Source organism: Wolbachia endosymbiont (group A) of Cephus spinipes (assembly GCF_964026895.1).
Classification (GTDB): Bacteria; Pseudomonadota; Alphaproteobacteria; order Rickettsiales; family Anaplasmataceae; genus Wolbachia; species Wolbachia pipientis.
Genome location: NZ_OZ034713.1, coordinates 1,123,535 through 1,142,079, shown reverse-complemented (window position 1 = coordinate 1,142,079; position 18,545 = coordinate 1,123,535). Strand labels below are relative to the sequence as shown.

Sequence of the window (18,545 nt, the reverse complement as noted above, 5' to 3'; positions counted from 1 at the left end):
ATTTTGAATATAAAATGGCTGATAACTTAAGTTTAGAGTTAATAAAGTGTCTCATTAATCAACCTGGATTAGATGTAAATGTTAGAGGATTAAACGGAAAAACCCCACTACATTGCGCTATAGAGTTTGATGAATTAAGTATGGTGGATTTGTTACTCACGAAGAAGAACATTAATCCTTTTGTGGAAGATAATGAAGGTAAAACATCTCTTGATTACGCCAAAGAAGAGAAAAAAGCAGAAATATTGAAAGCGTTAATTAGTAACAAATACGGGTCAGAACAAGATAGTTTACTTCATTTAGCTGCAATGATAGGTGAAGTTAATGCAGTCAGATATTTGATAGGAAAAGGTATTGACGTTAATGTACGAAATGCTCTGCATCATACGCCATTACATCTAGCAGCAGGAATAGGACATGCAGAAGTTGTAAAGATTTTGATAAGAGAAGGAAAAGCTGAAATAGATGTCTTTGATGCGCGAAATCAGACACCAATGCACTATGCAGTTAATAATAAAAAGTTAGAGATAGTAAAGTTACTGCTGAAACTTGGAGCAGATGTAAATAGTGCACGTATGGGACAAAACTCAATGAAATTGTCGCCTGTTCATATAGCTGTAAGTAATACTAATTACGATGAAAGAGACTTATGTCTTGATATTCTCAAATGCTTAATAAGGGAGCCTAATGCTCAAGTCAATTTACAAGATTACGAAAATAAAACGCCACTACATTACGCTGAAAGACTTAAAACAATAGAGGTTTTACTAACACGAGAAGATATAGACCCTCTGGTAAAAGACGATAGCGGCAAGACACCATTTGATTACGCTAAACCTGAGATAAAGAAGGCTTTGGTGAGTAATAAATACGGTTCTGAAAAGAATAGTCTACTCCATTTAGCTGCACAAAGAGGAGAAATTGAGATTGTAGATGCAATTTTAAAAGAAGAAATTGATATTGATATTTCAAATAATAAAGGTCTATCACCGATTTACCTTGCTGCAGAAAAAAGGCATTTACATGTAGTAAAGTTATTGCTGACAAAAGGAGCAAATTATACACCTGTTCTGCACTTAGCAATCAAGTCAAATAATTTAGAGTTGCTAAAAACTTTATTTAAAGAAAAGAGCATCAAATTACCAGACGAGATAGGCAAGTCTGTACCAGTTTATTATAGGTGTATAGAACATAGAGATGCAAAAGTAAGAAAATACACCAATGTGATCTGTGTTTTTACCTCAGTAAGTGCAGTAGCAATAGCGGTATGTATAGGGTTAACAGCAACAACAATAAGCAGTGCAATCATTTTTGCAACAATAACAGGGATATTTGCGCTTATTATAGCAATAATGATAAGTGAGATGAGCAAAAGATATATAGAAAACGAATTTCAGAAAAAGATGTTTATGGAATTGGAGGAGTGTGGAGGAATAAACTCTACTGTTAACAATATTGAGATAGAACAAATTATGAGTAGATGCAGACAATGATATACGCTAGAGCTTTTTCTGAAGGTTTAAGACCAGATCCAGAGCTTAAAGTATCAGAGTGGGCGAATGAGTATCGAGTTTTAGCGCCAACTGCAGCATCAGAGCCAGGTAAATGGAGAACAGAAAGAACTCCTTATTTAAAAGAAATAATGGATTCACTTTCTCCATCTTCGTCAGCGGAGAAAGTAGTATTCATGAAAGGAGCGCAGATTGGAGGAACAGAAGCAGGAAATAATTGGATTGGCTATATCATAGATCAAACACCAGGTCCAATGTTAGTAGTACAGCCAACAGTTGAAATGGGAAAGCGTTGGTCGAAGGGAAGATTTGCACCGTTAATAGAGAGTACGCCATGTTTAAAAAATAAAGTAAAAGACCCAAGGTCAAGAGATTCGGGCAATACTGTGCAAAGTAAGGAATTTCCAGGTGGAATAGTAGTAATAACCGGAGCAAATAGCAGTGTAGCACTGAGATCTATGCCAGTAAAATATCTCTTTCTTGATGAGATTGATGCCTATCCAGGAGATTCAGGAGGTGAAGGAGATCCAGTTTTACTCAGCATAGCCCGTACTAATACATTTGCACGGCGAAAGATTTTTTTAGTATCAACACCAACGATTCATGGAATAAGCAGAATTGAGAAGGAGTTTGAAGCAACAGATAAGAGATATTTTTTTGTACCATGTCCGCATTGTAATTACTATCAAGTTCTAAAATGGGCACAAATAAAATGGGAAAACAACGACTCAAGAACAGCACATTATGTCTGCACTGAATGTAGCGGCAAAATAGAAAATCATCAAAAAACAGAGATGCTTGAGCGTGGAGAATGGAGGCCTACTAATAGAGTAAAAGGTGAGAAAAAAGGATTTCATCTTTCAAGTCTTTATAGTCCAGTTGGCTGGTATAGTTGGCAACAAGCAGTAGAGGATTTTCTCCATGCAAAAGAGAGTGAACAATTACTGAAGGTTTGGATAAATACCACTTTAGGAGAAACCTGTGTAGATAAAGGAGAAGTACCAGATTGGAAGCAATTATTTAACAGAAGAGAATTTTATCAAATTGGCACAGTACCAAAAGGCGAAGTAGTTCTCACAGCAGGAGTAGATGTTCAAAAAGACCGCTTAGAAGTAGAAGTTGTAGCCTGGGGAAGAAGCCGTGAAAATTGGTCAATAGACTACCGAGTATTTGAAGGTGATACTGGAGGAGGAGAAGTATGGGGAAAACTCTCTGAGCTCTTAAATCATCATTTTATTGGTGAAAATGGGCTTGAATACATGATAAGCATGATGGCAGTTGATGCTGGATATGCAACGCAAGAAGTATACAACTGGGTAAGAGGTCATCAAGGATCTGGAAGAGTGATGGCAGTCAAAGGTGTAAATAAAGCACTAGTACCACTTAGCAGCCCAAGTAGAGTTGATATAACAGTTGGTGGTCAAAAGCTAAAAAAAGGAATAAAGCTCTGGCCAGTTGGAGTATCGATATTAAAATCAGAGCTTTTTCAATTACTTAATGTTTTAAAAGAAGAAGAGAAAGTGCCAGCAGGGTATTGTCATTTTCCGGAGTATGCACCTGAATATTTTAAGCAGCTAACAGCAGAGCAATTAGTCAGCAAGGTAGTAAAAGGATACACCAAACAGGAGTGGCAGAAGGTAAGAGAAAGAAATGAAGTACTTGATTGCCGAATTTACGCAAGAGCAGCATCGATAGCACTGGGAGTAGACAGATGGCCAGAGAGTAAATGGAATAGTTTAAGTGAAAAACCAGAAAGTAAAAAATCAAAGAAAATAGTGAAAAGTAAATGGATCAGCAAGTAGTAAATGTATAACGAAGAGTATTTAGTTCAAATTGAAGAAGCGATAAAGAAGCTGCAAAACGGAGAGCGAGTGGTATCAATTGCATATGGTGACCATGTGGTGAGATATGCAGAAGTAGATATAAATGATTTACTAAGCTTAAGACAACGTATTAAGGCTGAACTAAAGATTGTTGGAATGAAGCCGAAGAGGAAAATTATTTTTGCTACTAACAAGGGAGTTTTGTAATGTTACTAAAATCATTCAAACAACTATTTAGCAAGCCAAAAATCAAAAGCTCAGCCTGGGATGCATCTGGCTCAGGAAGAAGGGTAATGTATTGGCAAGGAGAAACGGGAAGCATAAATAATTTACTCTCTCAAAGCCTTGAGCACTTGCGTAGCCGCTCTCGTGATATGGTAAGAAAAAATCCATATGCAGCAAATATCATTGATACAATAGTAAGTAACTCGATTGGAACAGGAATAAAACCGCAATCAAAAGCTAAAGATCCAGAGTTTCGGAAAAGAGTGCAAGAGTTATGGCTGAGATGGACAGATGAAGCAGACAGTAGTGGAGTAAATGATTTTTATGGACTGCAAGCACTGGTTTGTAGGAGCATGATAGAAGGCGGGGAATGTTTCATACAGTTAAGAACAAGAAAACCTGGAGATGGTCTGTGTGTACCGTTGCAATTACAAGTGCTTGAATCTGAACACTTAGATAATAAAACAAATCAAACTTTAGCAAATGGTAATGTAATAAGAAACGGGATTGAGTTCAATAGACTTGGGCAAAGGGAAGCATACTACCTATTTAAAGAACACCCTGGTGAAAGTACGTTTGGAGAATCAGTAAGAGTACCAGCAAACGATGTTTTACATATCTATAGACCACTAAGACCTGGGCAAATTAGGGGAGAGCCATGGCTTTCTAATATACTGCTAAAGCTCTATGAGCTTGATCAATACGATGATGCAGAGCTAGTGAGAAAAAAGACAGCGGCGATGTTTGCAGGATTTATTACGAGACTCGATCCAGAAGCAAATATTTTAGGAGAAGGTGAAAGTAATGAGCAAGGAGTAGCACTATCTGGTTTAGAGCCTGGAACAATGCAGCTTTTAGACCCAGGAGAAGATATAAAATTTTCAGAACCATCGGATGTTGGAGGAAGTTATGAAGCATTCATGAGACAGCAGCTGAGAGCAATAGCAATAGGTACAGGAATAACATATGAGCAACTAACTGGGGATCTAAGTGGCGTTAATTATTCATCAATCAGAGCAGGATTAATAGAGTTTCGTAGGAGATGTACAATGTTACAGCATAACATAATGGTATTTCAGTTTTGCCGTCCTGTATGGGATAGATGGTTAGAGTTAGCACTACTTTCTGGAGAACTAGACATAGGTGAAGAATGGACAAAGGGAAAAGAAGGAGCAAAAAAAGAAGTAAAATGGATACCACAGGGATTTGATTGGGTCGATCCGCTAAAAGATCAGCAAGCACAGCAAATGGCAGTAAGAAATGGATTTAAGAGTCGATCAGAAGTAGTATCAGAAATGGGTTACGATGTAGAAGAAATTGAGCAGGAAATTGCTGAAGATCAAAGACGTGCAAGTGAACTGGGCTTAAGTTTTGATTCTGACGTTACGGCCAATCAAGAGGTGATATGAAACAACAATGGCTAAACAGATGTGTAATGGTAGAACCAAGGAGTTTTGAATTACTGTCACTACAAACAGGAAAGCAGCCTATCTTTAAAAATATAAAACATGCAGTAAGAAATAGTGAAAGAGGAATAATACCGATACATGGAATCTTGACAAAAAAGTCAGAAACTTTTGATGATATTTTTGGAATGACTTCCTATAATCAAATAGAAGCACAAATTACACAAGCAATAGAAGATAGTGATATAGAAACAATCCTGTTGGATATAGACAGTCCTGGAGGAGAGGTCAATGGAGTGTTTGACCTTGCTGATTTTATTTACAGTGCAAGGGGAAAAAAGAGGATAATAGCGATAGCAAATGATGATGCATATTCTGCAGCGTACGCTATAGCTTCTAGCGCTGAAAAGGTATTTGTGAGTAGAACTTCAGGAGTAGGAAGCATAGGAGTAATAGCAAGTCATATAGATCAAAGTGGGTTTGATGAAAAACAGGGAATAAAATATACGACAGTATTTGCAGGAAGTAGAAAAAATGATTTAAATCCACATGAGCCAATAACTTCTGAGAGTTTAGAAAACCTAAAAAGCGAAGTGAATCGTTTATATGGAATGCTGGTTGAGCTAATAGCACGCAATAGAAACCTTTCTGTAGAGGCAATCAAATCAACAGAAGCAGGGCTATATTTTGGCGAGAAAGCAGTAGAAATAGGTCTTGCAGATGGAATTACAATTCTTTCAGAGTTTAAATATATTAATAAAAACAGGAGTATTACTATGAACGAACAAACTATAACTGACCTAAAAGAAGAAACTAATAATTTAACTAAGTATCGTACTGAAGTTCTTGAATTAATACGTTTATGTAATATATCAAAGATGCCAGAGAAAATAGGAGAATTTATTGAGCAGAGTGTAAGTGTTGAGCAAGCAAGGGAAGTTTTAATGGAATTACTTGCAGAAAGAACAAAGAAGACAGAGATAATAAGTACAATACCACAGAATTCAGGAGAAGAGTTGATGATGCAGGTAGCGAAAAGTCGTAGGCATTTAAAATATATAACAAAAGGAGAAAAGCAAAATGAGTAGTATAACAGAACAAAATAACCTTGGTGATCTTCTAAAATATGAAGCATCAAATTTATATTCACGAGATCAAATAACTGTTGCCAAAGGACAGAATCTCAAGCTTGGTGCAGTAGTTGCTAAAAAGACTGAAGATGGTTTTATTAGGGTCTTAAATCTAACAGCAACCGATGGCACACAAACGGCAATAGGAGTAATTTCAAGTGATGTAAACGCAAAGGAAAATGCTAAAGGAGTAATTATTGCTCGCGGTGCAATGCTAGCAGATCATGCAGTTGTATGGCCAGCAAATATCACTGAAGAGCAGAAAAATGCAGCAATAAAGCAACTTGAAACACGAGGGATCATTATCCGTAAAGCAGTCTAAAGCTATATTAAACAATAAAAAACACAAAGGGGGAAAAGAAAAAATGCAAAATCCATTTACAAATACAGCATTTAGTATGACGGCACTAACTAATGCGATGAATATATTGCCGATAAATTATGGACGGGTTGAAAATTTAAATTTATTTCCAAGTAGGTCAGTAAGATTTAGACATATTACCATAGAAGAGCAAAATGGAGTATTAAGTTTACTACCAACGCAAGTACCCGGAGCACCAGCAACAGTAGGAAAAAGAGGAAAAAGAAAGGTAAGAACATTTACGATTCCACATATTCCGCATGATGATGTAGTGTTACCAGAAGAAGTACAGGGAATAAGAGCATTTGGATCAGAAAGTGAACTTAAAGCGCTGGCAGATGTAATAACTGACCATTTGCAGCTAATGAGAAATAAACATGCAATAACGTTGGAGCATTTGCGTATGGGAGCGCTGAAAGGAATAATTCTGGACGCAGATGGCAGTGAATTGTTAAATCTGTACAACGAATTTGAAATAACACCAAAAGTAGTAAATTTTGCACTGGGAGCAGCGATAACTGATGTAAAACGTAAGTGTCTGGAAGTATTGAGGCACATAGAAGATAATCTAAGTGGTGAATATATGACAGGAATTCATGCTTTAGTAAGCCCTGAGTTTTTTGATGCACTTACTTCTCATGCTAAAGTGAAAGAAGCATATGAGAGATGGCAAGAAGGAGCAGCGCTAAGAAATGATATGAGGTCAGGATTTACGTTCTGTGGAATAACGTTTGAGGAATATAGAGGACAAGCAACTGATCCTGAAGGAACCGTGAGAAGATTTATAGAAAGGGATACGGGGCACTGTTTTCCAGTAGGAACAGCAAGCACATTTACAACATATTTTGCACCAGCAGATTTTAATGAAACAGTGAATACTCTTGGACAGCCACTCTATGCAAAACAAGAGCCAAGAAGATTTGATAGAGGGACTGATTTGCATACGCAGTCAAACCCTCTGCCAATGTGCCACCGTCCAGCAATACTAGTCAAGATCGTTGCAACATAGGTAGAGCAAATATAAAGCGGTGTGAGGCAGAAGAATGCTTTACCTCTTCTTAGCATATAAATGTTAGTATATAGCGGAGAAATGTGCAAGAGAATATTAAGAGATTATTTAAAGATTGTTTTGCTCATTTAGGAAAAGTAGCTTTGTATGAATCAAAGGATAAGTCATATATGGTACAAGTACTAAAGCAACAGCCAGATAAATTATACGAGATTGGTGAAGGACAATTTGTGGGAGAGATGCTTTTTCTTGAGGTAAGCGTTTTTGATGTACTCAGGCCAATGGTGGGAGATATTTTTGTTATTGATGGTTGTAAATATAAAGTATATTCTCCGCCACTGCGAGGTAATTCAGGAATAGTTTGGAATATAAACTGTACAGTACTTGGAGAGAAAGATGTTTAAAATTGAAGTTAATGAAAACATTGAGAGAATTACTCACGACATTGATGCTAACAAAGCTAAAGTAGAGTTGGCAGCGGTAAGAGCGCTAAACAAAACGGCACTATGGTTAAAATCTCAGGCTGTCCGAGAAATCAGTGAAGAAAAGCAAATTAGGCTGAAAGTAATTAGAAAAAGACTAAGAATCATCAAGTCAAGAAAAAGCACTTTGAAAGTTTTAATTAGAGCATATCTGTATGATATAAATATAAAACAAGCAAAAATAAGAACAGCATTTAATGATGAATTTATGGCAACAATGCCAAGAGGCTATCGTGGTATTTTTAAACGTGTAGGAAGAACAGCACTACCGATACAGGAGGTTAAACTACCACTTGAACCTGAGGCTTCAAGGATAATAGAAAATCTTGTTAATTATGAAGTTGAAAGGATATTTGAAAAATATTTTACACATGAGTTATTTTATGACGGCATTTTGGACTAATTTACATGAGGCAATTTGTAATACGCTAAAGGCAGAGATACCAGCAATTCAAACTTGTGAGGTTTATCCAGCAATCAGGAAAGAATTGATAGCACCAGCAGTATTTATAGAACTTAGTGGCTTTGAAAAAGGACATGATCCAGGAACAGAAGAATTAGCGCTGAGAGCAAAATTTGAAGCACGAATTGTGATTGATAGCACAATAGAAAATGCACCTATTATTGTCAGAGCATTGGCGGCAGAAGTAGCAAGAGTGGTAAATAAAAACACTTGGAAAGTGGAGAAAATTTCACCAGGAGAATTTATCTCAGGAGGAGGAGATGATTTTAGGCCAGAGCTCGATGCATATTTAGTGTGGATGGTAGAGTGGGTGCATGAAGTACATCTTGGTGATTCAGTATGGGCAGAGAGTAGTATTCCGCCAAGTACTGTTTACATTGGGTTTACGCCTGATATTGGAGTTGCTAATAAGCATAAATATGTAAAGGTTGGCAAAAATGATGAATAGTTTTGAAGATGCGAACTTACTAATAAAACTTAATAACTTGATTAGAGTTGGCACAGTCGAAGAAGTAGGCTGTGGAACGGCTAAGGTACGTGTAAAAATGATAGGTAATATATTAACAGACTGGTTGCCATGGGTAACAGCAAGAGCTGGAGAAGACAGAAGTTGGTCTGCACCAAGTATTGGAGAACAGGTGATAGTACTTTCGCCATCTGGTGAAATTGCCAAAGGGATTGTCTTACCTGCAATTTATTATAAAAAATATCCTATTCCAGAAGGAAGTAAGGAAGAAGTAAGCGGTTTTGTTTTTAAAGATGGAACAGTTATTTACTATGACCGAAATGGTCATAAGTTTACAATTTCTGTCAAAGAAGAAGGAGCTCTTGTTTTTGCAGTGAAAGAAACGCAAATGGAAGTAACTAGTAAGGAAGTTATTTTAAAAACGGGAAAATCAAGTTCAAATATAACTGATGAAAAGATTGTCTTACAGGTTGGGAACTCAAGTCTAGAGATTACTGAGAGTGGCATTAAGTTAAATGCGAAAAAAATAGATTTAAACTAGCCGGAGAAAAATGTTAGAGCTAATAATGATAAGGGTATTATGATTGGTGATATTGAGTATACCTCTCAAACATCAGAATTAAGTGGATATGAATCAGGATGTGAAGATGAGTCAAGAAGAGAGGAGGAAACAAGAGGTTCATTGTTAGGGCAAAAACGACTTTCAGAATCAGACAAAGATTTAAGTTTGGCAAAACAGGGAAAAGTTGTTCGTTTTGGTGATATGTGTAACCAACATGGAGATTATTTACAAAGCCCTGGCATAGGAGGAAGCAGTAATGTGTTTGTAAATGGTAGGCCTGTGCATCGTCAAGGAGATGAATGGTCACAACATGCATCAACAGACCCTTATAAACCACCACATACTAGTCAATCCCTTCTTGAGGGGTCAGATTCAGTGTTTGTAAATGGCAAAGCCATTGCTCGTACTGGTGACCTAATTTCCTGTGGAGCAGTGGCAGAACAAGGAAGCAATGATGTCTTTGCAGGGTAAGTGATATGCGTGGTATGAATTCTGAAACTGGTAAAACAATAAGTGGTATAGAGCATTTAAAACAATCAATAGTTGATATTTTAACTACACCAATTGGTGCTCGTGTTATGCGCCGAGATTATGGATCAAGGTTATTTGAGCTGATTGATCATCCAATTGTACCTGGTTTTGCACAAGAGCTTTATGCAGCAGTTGCAGAAGCATTAGAAAAGTGGGAGCGTCGATTTAAGCTTAAACGTGTACAAATAACAGAAATAAAAGAAGGTAAAGTAACTCTCATTTTAGAAGGAATCTATCTGCCAAATGGAAAGCCGATCCGCCTTGATGGTATTATAGTATAAGGTAGTAGGATGAAAACACCAAATATTGTCGAAACATTAAAATTTGAGGAAATCTTTTCGCGAATGAAAGAAGAGTTAGTGCGTCGGAATGCAAGTTTTTCTGCACTAACTGAGAGTGATCCAGCAATAAAGATACTGGAAGTAGCAGCCTGGCGTGAACTTTTGCTTAGGCAAAGGATTAATGATGCAGCACAGGCAAATTTACTTGCTTTTGCAAGAGGTAATGACCTTGATCACTTGGCTGAATTTTATGGTGTGCTGAGAAAGGAGTCAGAGAATGATGAATCCTTAAGGAAGCGGGTAAAAGCCAAAATTGTTGGTTGGTCAACAGCAGGGAGTAAAGAGCATTATCGCTATCATGCATTATCTGCTGACACGAGAGTAAAAGATGCGCAAGTGGTATCACCTATACCAGGAAGTGTACAGATTTCAATACTTTCCACAGAAAATGGTGGAGTACCTTCAGAAGAATTGCTAGAGATCGTCAGAAATCACGTTATTCGCGATGATATTCGTGTATTAACAGATACGCTTACAGTTATTGGCTGTGGTATTATTCCCATTACTATTCATGCTAAAGTGCATATTTACCCTACTGCATCAAAAGATGTTATCGAAGCTGCAAAGGAACAATTTATCAAAGGTCTTGAGTCTACTAAAGGTTTAGGGTGGAATGTAACCAGGTCCTGGATTATTGCTCATCTTTTTACAGAAGGTATACAAAATATAGAGCTTACAGAGCCAATAGAAGACATAATTGTACAAAATAATGAATGCGTTGCTTTAAGTGATTTAAGTGTTAGGTAAAAATTGGTGATACTTCCTCCAAATGCTTCAAAGCAAGAGCAAATACTTACAGACATAATTAATTATTCTCTTGATGCAAATTCTCTACGGGGATTTAAATTTAACCCACAGACTGAAATGTTGCCGTGGCTAGTAGCGGAATACGGCTTGGGAGAAATTTTATCCTGGGGTAAGAAAGCTACTAAGAGTGCATTAAAAGAATGGGTCTTAGCTAAGCAAAACGGAATAAGATTTCAACGTTTGCGCGGTACACCACAGTCACTGAAGATGGCGCTGAAATGGGCAAACATTGATAATATTACCATTCAAGAAGAACCACCAGGAGAGCATTTTGCTGAATTTCAAATTGGCATCTCTGATGTTCCTAATGACTTTTTTGTCGATAGTGTAATTGCTCTGGCAAAACTTTCTGCACCGGCAAGATCTCGATTAATGCGAATATTCAATGATTATTACAATGCTCAGCGGTTTATGTTAGATGAAAGTATTTTTGGAGATCTTCTTTCAGACTACTCGGGTGTAAGAATAGCAAAAGAAGGGCCAGTATTATCGTTTGGAAGAAAAAACTCATTTGAGCTAAAAATAGGAAATCCAAGATTTAAATTTAGCACTTTTAGATCACATTATGATAGAAGTTACAGTAATGATTTATATAGGTTGGATGTTGCAGTATTAGGAGAGACAGAGCCTCACACCAAGAATTACAACGGTATATATGAAAGAAGTCACGAGTGGTATAACTTAAAAGCACTATATCCTCTACCACAGGGTTTATTGCCAGAAATTAAGTTTGCTAAAGCGTTGATAGTATTATCAGATAGTTGGAATTTGGGAGATATCAATGCTTGTTTTGCACCAACTGCTTATAAAGAAATAGAGCATACATTTTACTTAAGTGAAGATAAACTCTCTGAGCAGATTTGGAATTTTCGACGTACACCAATTTTAGAGCGGTTTAGTATAACTTATTACTACGAAGCAAAGAGTTTTACTGATCAAAGAATAATAGAGTCTAATTTAAGGGAATATCATATTGATTGTCAAAATGACTCAGATTTAAAACAGAAAGATCCTATTCATGAGCTAGAAAATTACGTAGCAGTATTTTACCCAGGTATGGTCACTTGGCATGAACATCGCCACTTAAATCGCCCTTGGAAAAATTTTGAGCCCATTATTACAAAAAAATTGGACGTTTTTTCTACGAATCTTGTATATATATAATATCAATCACGCAATCAGACATGTCAATACTGACACAATCAGGCAGAGCAGCTATTGCTGCGAGCATAAAAGAGCAACCAATACATCTTGCTTGGGGATCTGGAGATTCTACCTGGGAAAGCAGCTACAAAGTTGAAAAAACTTTTACAGCAGGGGGCAAGATAAGTTTAGATCACCACACTATTAAAGATGTAAAAGTTTATACAGGGCAAACAATTTATCAGTCAAGCATAGATTATATAGTTGATGGTAGCTCAGGCGCTATTGAGCGTGTAGAAAATGGTGCAATTATAGCAGATAGCGTAATCACTATAGAGTATACTCAAGACACACCACCGGAACTAATTACTTCTGCAACATTAATTAAGGAAGTTGGACGTCGTGTTGTTGATGAGGTGCTCTTTTGCAGTGGTGATGAGAATGGAGAACTTGTGACTCCATCTGGAAGGTTTAAACCATCGAATGTACCAATCAATAATCTGTATCTTAAATTTACTTTCGATTTCACGGACGCAGCAAATCAAGTAATAAGAGAGCTTGGAGTTATGGTTGGTACAAAGGTGGTAGAAAAATTGCCTCCTGGACAGAGATATTTTGAACCAAAAGATATAGAAGACCATGGAATCTTGCTGATTTTAGAACACACTGTACCACTTATCAGAACTGCTGCCACAAGAGAGACTTTTTCATTTGTTGTAACCTTTTAGAATAAAATGACTTTAAACACCTATTATAACCGCTTTAATCCTGACAAAGAATACGAAAAAAGCTTATTTCTTGCTGGAAGAGGTTTGCAATCTGCAGAATTAAACGAGACTCAGGAGTATGCTCTCTCTAAGCTTAAAGGCATAGGCGATGCAATATTTCGTGATGGTGATGTTATAATAGGAAGCAATTGTATTATAGATAGAGAAACTGGTAAAGTTACGCTTGAATCAGGAAAAATCTATCTTCGTGGAGCGGTTAGAAAAGTTGAAAAAGAAGAGTTTGTTATTCCACTGAGTACCACAGTGCGTATAGGTGTTTATTACGTAGAATCTACCATTACAGAACTTGAGGATGAAAACCTTCGTGATCCTGCTGTTGGTACACGTAACTATCAAGAAGTAGGGGCTGCAAGGCTTAAAGTTTCCACCACTTGGAGTTATCAAGCTGAGGGTGTGACTACTAATGCTTCAGGAGAATTTTATCCAATTTATAACATTGAAAATGGAGTATTGATAGAACATTCACCGCCACCACAAGCAAATATAGTAACTACTGCTCTTGCTCGTTATGACAAAGAAGCAAATGGTTCCTATGTCGTAAATGGTCTTGAAGTAATGTTCCTGCAAAAGGAAGAGGGAGAAGGAGGAAAAAAAATATTTGTGATTAATGAGGGCAAAGCTCATGTTGATGGCTATGAGATTGAGCTACCTCACAGTATTCGTGTTTCTTTTGATGAAGATCCAGATATAAAAGCAGTTGAATCAGAACCACATACTTTTCAGCCAAATAGCCAAAGAGTAATGGAACTTAAAGTTAATGATTTTCCAATAAGTGAAATTAAAAAAGTAGATATAACTGTTCAAAAAACCATTACCGTTACTCATGGTTCATACTCAGGAGCTGTTGATCCAATACCTGACTCTGCAGTACTTGAGATTATTCAAGTTAAACAAGGCAATGTTATTTATGAAAATAGTATAGACTATAAGTTAAATGCAGGAAACGTTGATTGGTCATTACCTGGTAAAGAGCCAGCTCCTGGAAGTAGTTACCTGATAACCTATCGCTGTCGTACTCATGTAAGTCCTGAAGATATAAGTGAAGAGGGATGCAAAGTAAAAGGAGCAGTTGATAACAGCTTGGTTCTGATTGATTACACCTGGAAAATGCCCCGCTATGATTTAATTACTATCGATAGCAAAGGAGTAGTAAGGAGAATAAAAGGTATAGCTCACCCTTGGCGACCATCAATGCCTAAAGCACCTAGCGGACAACTTTTGCTCTGCTACATTCATCAGACGTGGAAAAACGGAGAAAAAGAAGGGGTAAAAATAGTGAATAATGCTATTCATGCTGTACCGATGAATGAGCTTGAAGCAATGAAAAAAGGAATAAATGATCTTTATGCGCTGGTTGCAGAGGAACGTCTACGCAATGATGCAAATTCAAGAGAACCTACCACCAAAAAAGGAGTATTTGTTGATTCGTTCTTTGATGATGATATGCGTGATCAAGGAATTTCGCAGTCTGCAGCAATAGTAAATAGAGAGCTAGTTCTGCCAATAGATGTAGAAGTTGCAGATATTGAAAAAGGTGGGGAAAGATATCTTTTGCCTTATAAACTTGAACCGGTACTGGAGCAGCTTTTACAGACTAAAGGAGAAAAGATCAATCCATATCAAGCTTTTGATCCAGTCCCGGCGCAAATTACTCTAAATAAAAACATTGACCACTGGACGGAGGTTACCACGAATTGGAAAAGTCCAGTAACTAGAGTATTTAATGTTAAAGAAACAACAGAGCTGCTGTCAAGCACCTCATACGAAACTGAATTTATGCGAGAAGCAACTCAAAATTTTGAGATTGAAGGTTTTGCAACTGGTGAAAAGCTTAAGGAATTAAAGTTTGATGGAATTTTTATTCAACCTAAAGCATAGAAAATATTTGAAAGAAAAACATGATTGCAACATTTATTGCTGATAACAGAGGAAAAATAAAAGGAAGATTTACTGTACCAAGAAACATTCCTGCTGGGACTAAGTTAGTGCAGTTCTTCGGTGATAAAGGCAGTTATGGAGAAGCAACTTATACTGGTAAAAAAACAATTACCATAGAGGAAAGAAGAAGAGTTATCGCAGCAAGAAGAGTTGATCCTTTAGCGCAAACATTTACTCTAAATGAAAGTAGGCACATAGGAGGCGTGGAACTATGGTTTGTAAATAAAGGCAAAAAACGTGTTGTTGTGCAGATTAGAGAAACAGCAGTGGGAGTGCCCTCGCAAACTGTCATTGCTGAAAGCTATATTGAGCCAAAAGATATAAAGATAGATGGCACAGCAACACGTATAGAGTGGTCACCAGTGTTTTGCCATGCAGGAGAGGAGTATGCAATAGTACTACTTACTGATGATGCAGATACTGCAGTAAAAATAGCAGAACTTGGCAAATATGATGCAGTAAATAGCCGTTGGGTAACAAGCCAGCCATATCAAGTAGGAGTATTACTGTCATCAAGCAATGCAAGCACCTGGACTCCACATCAAAATTTAGATTTAACGTTTCGGCTTTTGGCTGCAAAATTTAGCGAAAATTCTCACGTTATTGATCTGGGAAAAGTTACAGCAACCAATACTTCAGATTTAATTGTTTTGACGAACGTCGAAAAAGTAGCATTTGATACCAATGTGGAATTTATCTTAACAGATGAAGAGGGAAAAGAGAACTTTTTGTCTGATAATTTGCCACTTGCACTGCGTGAAAGACTATCTGGAGAGCTAACAGTAAAGGCAAGCCTAAAAGGAGGGCGAGAAAAAAGTCCAGTGCTATATCCTGGGTTACAGCTAGTTATGGGTAATATAGGGGAAAAAGGAGATTATGTTACAAGAAGTATTACAGCAGGAGCTAACACTAAGATTACCATAACATATGATGCGCTGATACCTGGCACTGCAGATGTTAAAGCTTATGTACAAAAAAGCAACAGTGATTGGCAATTAGTAAATTTAACATCAGGAAAACCAATTGGAGAAAATTGGGTAGAGAGAACTCATGTGCTGACAAATTTTAATGCTAATGAGACAAGGATAAAATTAGTTTTAAGTGGAACGGTTATTTATCGTCCTAAAGTCAAAAATCTCAGAGTAATAGTAACATAAAATTTAAATGACTTTTGATCAAACCAAACGAGGATATCCTTTGCCGCATCCAGAGAACATAGCTGTAGAAGATGTAGTACGTATTCGCAGAGCCATAGAAAAGATAGATGAAGATATGAGTGAAAGAGAAGATGAACTTAAAAATAATTTTGAACGATTTAGATTTGAAACTTTTTTGAATTTTTGGGAATGAAAGAAGCAATAGAAGCATTACAGCAAAGGATAAAGGATTTAGCAGCAAATAGCACGGCTGATCAACTGGCATATCTTGCAAAATCGCTGGAATTGATAGCAGATAAAAGAGCTATTGCTGACATTGTACAAATAACTGAAGTAAAAGAGATAATTGATGCACTACAGAGAAGGCTTAAAGATTTAGCAGGAAGTAGTACACCAGATCAACTAGCATATCTTGCTAAAGCACTGGAATCAATAATCGACAAAAGTGCGGTTTCTGAAATTGTACAGATGACAGATGGTAAGTTAAAAGAACTCTTGAGCGCTGCAAGGACGCACTTAAGTGACATAAATAGCAATAAGGAAAATTCAATATCTGCAATAACTGAAGCGAAAACAGATTCTGTCAATGAAATTAACAAGCTTAGGGATAATTCCTTAAATACTTTAAAAGCATCATCAGATTCGCATATATCGCTACTTGATACGAGAAAGAATGCCAATATTGCAGCAATAAATAGCATTAGTAACAGTCATAAAGATGGTCTTAAAGGTTTAGTAGAAGATTTTCGTGCTGTTAATAATGTACCATCTGGCTCATCAATTATTGGGGAAATAGAAACTCGAATTGAAAACATCTCTAATGAGGTAAAAACTCGGGATGAACAGTTAAAAGTGTCTCTTATAAATGAAATAAGAAAGCGCAACATGGTTGAACCAGGGTCATTACCTTTCTTATTTGGTGTACTTGGCAGAAAAAATAATTATTTTGGCCACGGAACTTTTATGACAGAGCTTGGAAAGTGGAGTAGTGATATAACAAAAACTGACTATATGTTACAACTACTAGCAGGTAGCCATACGTACAATACAGATTACGTTAGTTTTTATCGGCCAAGACAACTAAGTTTTATAGAGGGAAGCAAGGGAACATTTATTTACGGAGAGTTATGCACAAAAAGCTTTTCGGGTAGTTATGATGAGATATACTATTACCCATATGCTGCACTTGGAGTAGTATTTATAAAAAATACAACGAATGTGAACATAAATAAAACAATAGAATTTGTTGGATCATCGTATTCGAGTACGGAGTATGGAGGTGCAGGATTATTTGTGGGAACGCCAGATAATACCAATTCTAATAAATCAAGAATTTCAAGAATAATATGGAAAAATGTTTACCAATACACGAGTTCTGATAGCAAATTAGCTGGATCTGGTAATGTGGAGATTCCAGCAGGAAAAACAGTTGCAATATTACTTTACACATCATCTTACCTGTATTCCAGAACACAAGTTAGTCAAGGTATGCTTGCATCAAATTATGTACACAACTATGGTCAATTTATTCAGTGGGGGATTTATAACATACGTAGCAATGTTCTAACTACAGGACTTGAAGTAGATGTGGAGAGAACGCTAAAAGCTTGGCAATGTCCAGGATTATCTAACACGTATGAGATTTGGAGGTAACAAACAATGTCTATCTACATTAGATTTGAAAATGATAAACAAGTAGAAACAACAACACTTGAAAGCAAGCCAACTGAAAATGATTGGTATGAAGCACCAGAAGATTTTGATTGGCAAAAAAGCTATTGTTTAACAGAAGGAGGCAAAATTGCTCAGCGGAATCAAGAAGATATTGAATTGGAGTTACTACAAAATGCGAAGTTTTCTGCACTTTCTAATCTTCATGCTTATTATGATAACTATACTCACCAATACGCAGGATATTCTCATCAGAAGTCTAAGTCGTACGAAATACAAGCAAAAGCCGCAGAGAACATTTTAGCAGCACCAGAATCTATAGACAAAAAAGATGCAGAAATTATAGAGCCATTAGCAAAAGTCCGAGGAATTTCAGTAGTAGAAATGGCAAGAATAATTCAGGAAAAAGCAAAAAGAGCGAAAAAAGCAATAATCAAGTGCGAAGAATTGGTGGATATAGCTGAAAGGGAAATCGGTGAAGCTAAAAGTAAGGAAGAGCTGCAAACTTTGCTAGATGATTGTAAACAAAAAATGCAAGAAAGTTGAAAAGGGGAGATGGTATGAATAAGTATTGCTTGGTTGGAAGCAAGAGAAGATAATGACTTCTCAGAGTGGATAGGTGGCAGGTTGGATATTTTTCTGAAGCACTTTCTGCTCAGGGAGTAGAAAGAAGACTTCGTAGGGGAGATTAACTGCCCCTGCCACCGAAAATCATCGTGAGGCTCACAAAA

General features: G+C 36.9%; 21 protein-coding genes. All 21 read left to right on the top strand.

The features are described 5' to 3' along the window. The first annotated feature begins 14 nt into the window (after positions 1-14). The 21 genes from AAGD59_RS05435 to AAGD59_RS05335 all read left to right on the top strand — a co-directional run bounded on the left by AAGD59_RS05435 (position 15) and on the right by AAGD59_RS05335 (position 18,360). The gene (locus AAGD59_RS05435) at positions 15-1,493 is read left to right on the top strand and encodes an ankyrin repeat domain-containing protein (protein ID WP_265027863.1); all 1,479 of its coding nucleotides are present in this window, start codon (positions 15-17) and stop codon (positions 1,491-1,493) included. After that, positions 1,490-3,313, top strand: coding sequence for a phage terminase large subunit family protein (locus tag AAGD59_RS05430; RefSeq protein ID WP_341812905.1), 1,824 nt, complete (start codon positions 1,490-1,492; stop codon positions 3,311-3,313). Before AAGD59_RS05435 ends, AAGD59_RS05430 begins: the two co-directional genes overlap by 4 nt. A gap of 3 nt (positions 3,314-3,316) precedes the next feature. Further along, entirely contained in the window at positions 3,317-3,541 is a 225-nt protein-coding gene (locus tag AAGD59_RS05425) for a gpW family head-tail joining protein (RefSeq protein WP_187297528.1), read from the top strand. Then, positions 3,541-4,968 (top strand): phage portal protein, encoded by a 1,428-nt coding sequence (locus AAGD59_RS05420; protein ID WP_265027861.1) that lies wholly within the window; start codon positions 3,541-3,543, stop codon positions 4,966-4,968. Before AAGD59_RS05425 ends, AAGD59_RS05420 begins: the two co-directional genes overlap by 1 nt. Next, complete coding sequence (locus tag AAGD59_RS05415) at positions 4,965-6,053, top strand: S49 family peptidase (protein ID WP_236515170.1); 1,089 nt, start codon at positions 4,965-4,967, stop codon at positions 6,051-6,053. Before AAGD59_RS05420 ends, AAGD59_RS05415 begins: the two co-directional genes overlap by 4 nt. Next, positions 6,046-6,417, top strand: coding sequence for a head decoration protein (locus AAGD59_RS05410; protein WP_164224825.1), 372 nt, complete (start codon positions 6,046-6,048; stop codon positions 6,415-6,417). Before AAGD59_RS05415 ends, AAGD59_RS05410 begins: the two co-directional genes overlap by 8 nt. Positions 6,418-6,460: 43 nt before the next feature. Then, on the top strand, positions 6,461-7,465 hold the full coding sequence (locus AAGD59_RS05405) for a major capsid protein (RefSeq protein ID WP_164224824.1): 1,005 nt from the start codon (positions 6,461-6,463) through the stop codon (positions 7,463-7,465). An 83-nt stretch (positions 7,466-7,548) separates the two neighbouring features. Beyond that, positions 7,549-7,869: a hypothetical protein gene (locus AAGD59_RS05400; protein WP_174516711.1), complete on the top strand. Its 321-nt coding sequence runs from the start codon at positions 7,549-7,551 to the stop codon at positions 7,867-7,869. Next, positions 7,862-8,350, top strand: coding sequence for a phage tail protein (locus AAGD59_RS05395; RefSeq protein WP_164224822.1), 489 nt, complete (start codon positions 7,862-7,864; stop codon positions 8,348-8,350). Before AAGD59_RS05400 ends, AAGD59_RS05395 begins: the two co-directional genes overlap by 8 nt. Then, complete coding sequence (locus AAGD59_RS05390; protein WP_224721422.1) at positions 8,331-8,858, top strand: hypothetical protein; 528 nt, start codon at positions 8,331-8,333, stop codon at positions 8,856-8,858. Before AAGD59_RS05395 ends, AAGD59_RS05390 begins: the two co-directional genes overlap by 20 nt. Further along, on the top strand, positions 8,848-9,417 hold the full coding sequence (locus AAGD59_RS05385; RefSeq protein WP_205517798.1) for a phage baseplate assembly protein V: 570 nt from the start codon (positions 8,848-8,850) through the stop codon (positions 9,415-9,417). Before AAGD59_RS05390 ends, AAGD59_RS05385 begins: the two co-directional genes overlap by 11 nt. 39 nt (positions 9,418-9,456) lie before the next feature. After that, a complete protein-coding gene (locus AAGD59_RS05380) occupies positions 9,457-9,909 on the top strand; it encodes a PAAR domain-containing protein (protein WP_318010167.1) in 453 nt (150 codons plus the stop codon). Between the two features lie 5 nt (positions 9,910-9,914). Then, complete coding sequence (locus AAGD59_RS05375) at positions 9,915-10,250, top strand: GPW/gp25 family protein (protein WP_015588498.1); 336 nt, start codon at positions 9,915-9,917, stop codon at positions 10,248-10,250. 9 nt (positions 10,251-10,259) lie between these two features. Continuing rightward, positions 10,260-11,057 (top strand): baseplate J/gp47 family protein, encoded by a 798-nt coding sequence (locus AAGD59_RS05370; RefSeq protein ID WP_015588499.1) that lies wholly within the window; start codon positions 10,260-10,262, stop codon positions 11,055-11,057. 6 nt (positions 11,058-11,063) lie between these two features. Further along, positions 11,064-12,281 carry a phage tail protein gene (locus AAGD59_RS05365; protein WP_012673240.1) on the top strand — a complete coding sequence of 406 codons (1,218 nt, stop codon included), beginning with the start codon at positions 11,064-11,066 and terminating at the stop codon, positions 12,279-12,281. Between the two features lie 20 nt (positions 12,282-12,301). After that, on the top strand, positions 12,302-12,988 hold the full coding sequence (locus tag AAGD59_RS05360) for a hypothetical protein (protein ID WP_208571636.1): 687 nt from the start codon (positions 12,302-12,304) through the stop codon (positions 12,986-12,988). 6 nt (positions 12,989-12,994) lie between these two features. Continuing rightward, a complete protein-coding gene (locus AAGD59_RS05355) occupies positions 12,995-14,926 on the top strand; it encodes a DUF4815 domain-containing protein (protein ID WP_265027859.1) in 1,932 nt (643 codons plus the stop codon). A gap of 20 nt (positions 14,927-14,946) precedes the next feature. After that, entirely contained in the window at positions 14,947-16,143 is a 1,197-nt protein-coding gene (locus AAGD59_RS05350) for a hypothetical protein (protein WP_264336323.1), read from the top strand. A gap of 7 nt (positions 16,144-16,150) precedes the next feature. After that, complete coding sequence (locus AAGD59_RS05345) at positions 16,151-16,336, top strand: hypothetical protein (protein ID WP_174517025.1); 186 nt, start codon at positions 16,151-16,153, stop codon at positions 16,334-16,336. Then, the gene (locus tag AAGD59_RS05340) at positions 16,333-17,796 is read left to right on the top strand and encodes a hypothetical protein (protein ID WP_265027858.1); all 1,464 of its coding nucleotides are present in this window, start codon (positions 16,333-16,335) and stop codon (positions 17,794-17,796) included. Before AAGD59_RS05345 ends, AAGD59_RS05340 begins: the two co-directional genes overlap by 4 nt. Positions 17,797-17,802: 6 nt before the next feature. Then, complete coding sequence (locus AAGD59_RS05335) at positions 17,803-18,360, top strand: hypothetical protein (protein WP_264330657.1); 558 nt, start codon at positions 17,803-17,805, stop codon at positions 18,358-18,360. The last annotated feature ends 185 nt before the right edge of the window (positions 18,361-18,545 follow it).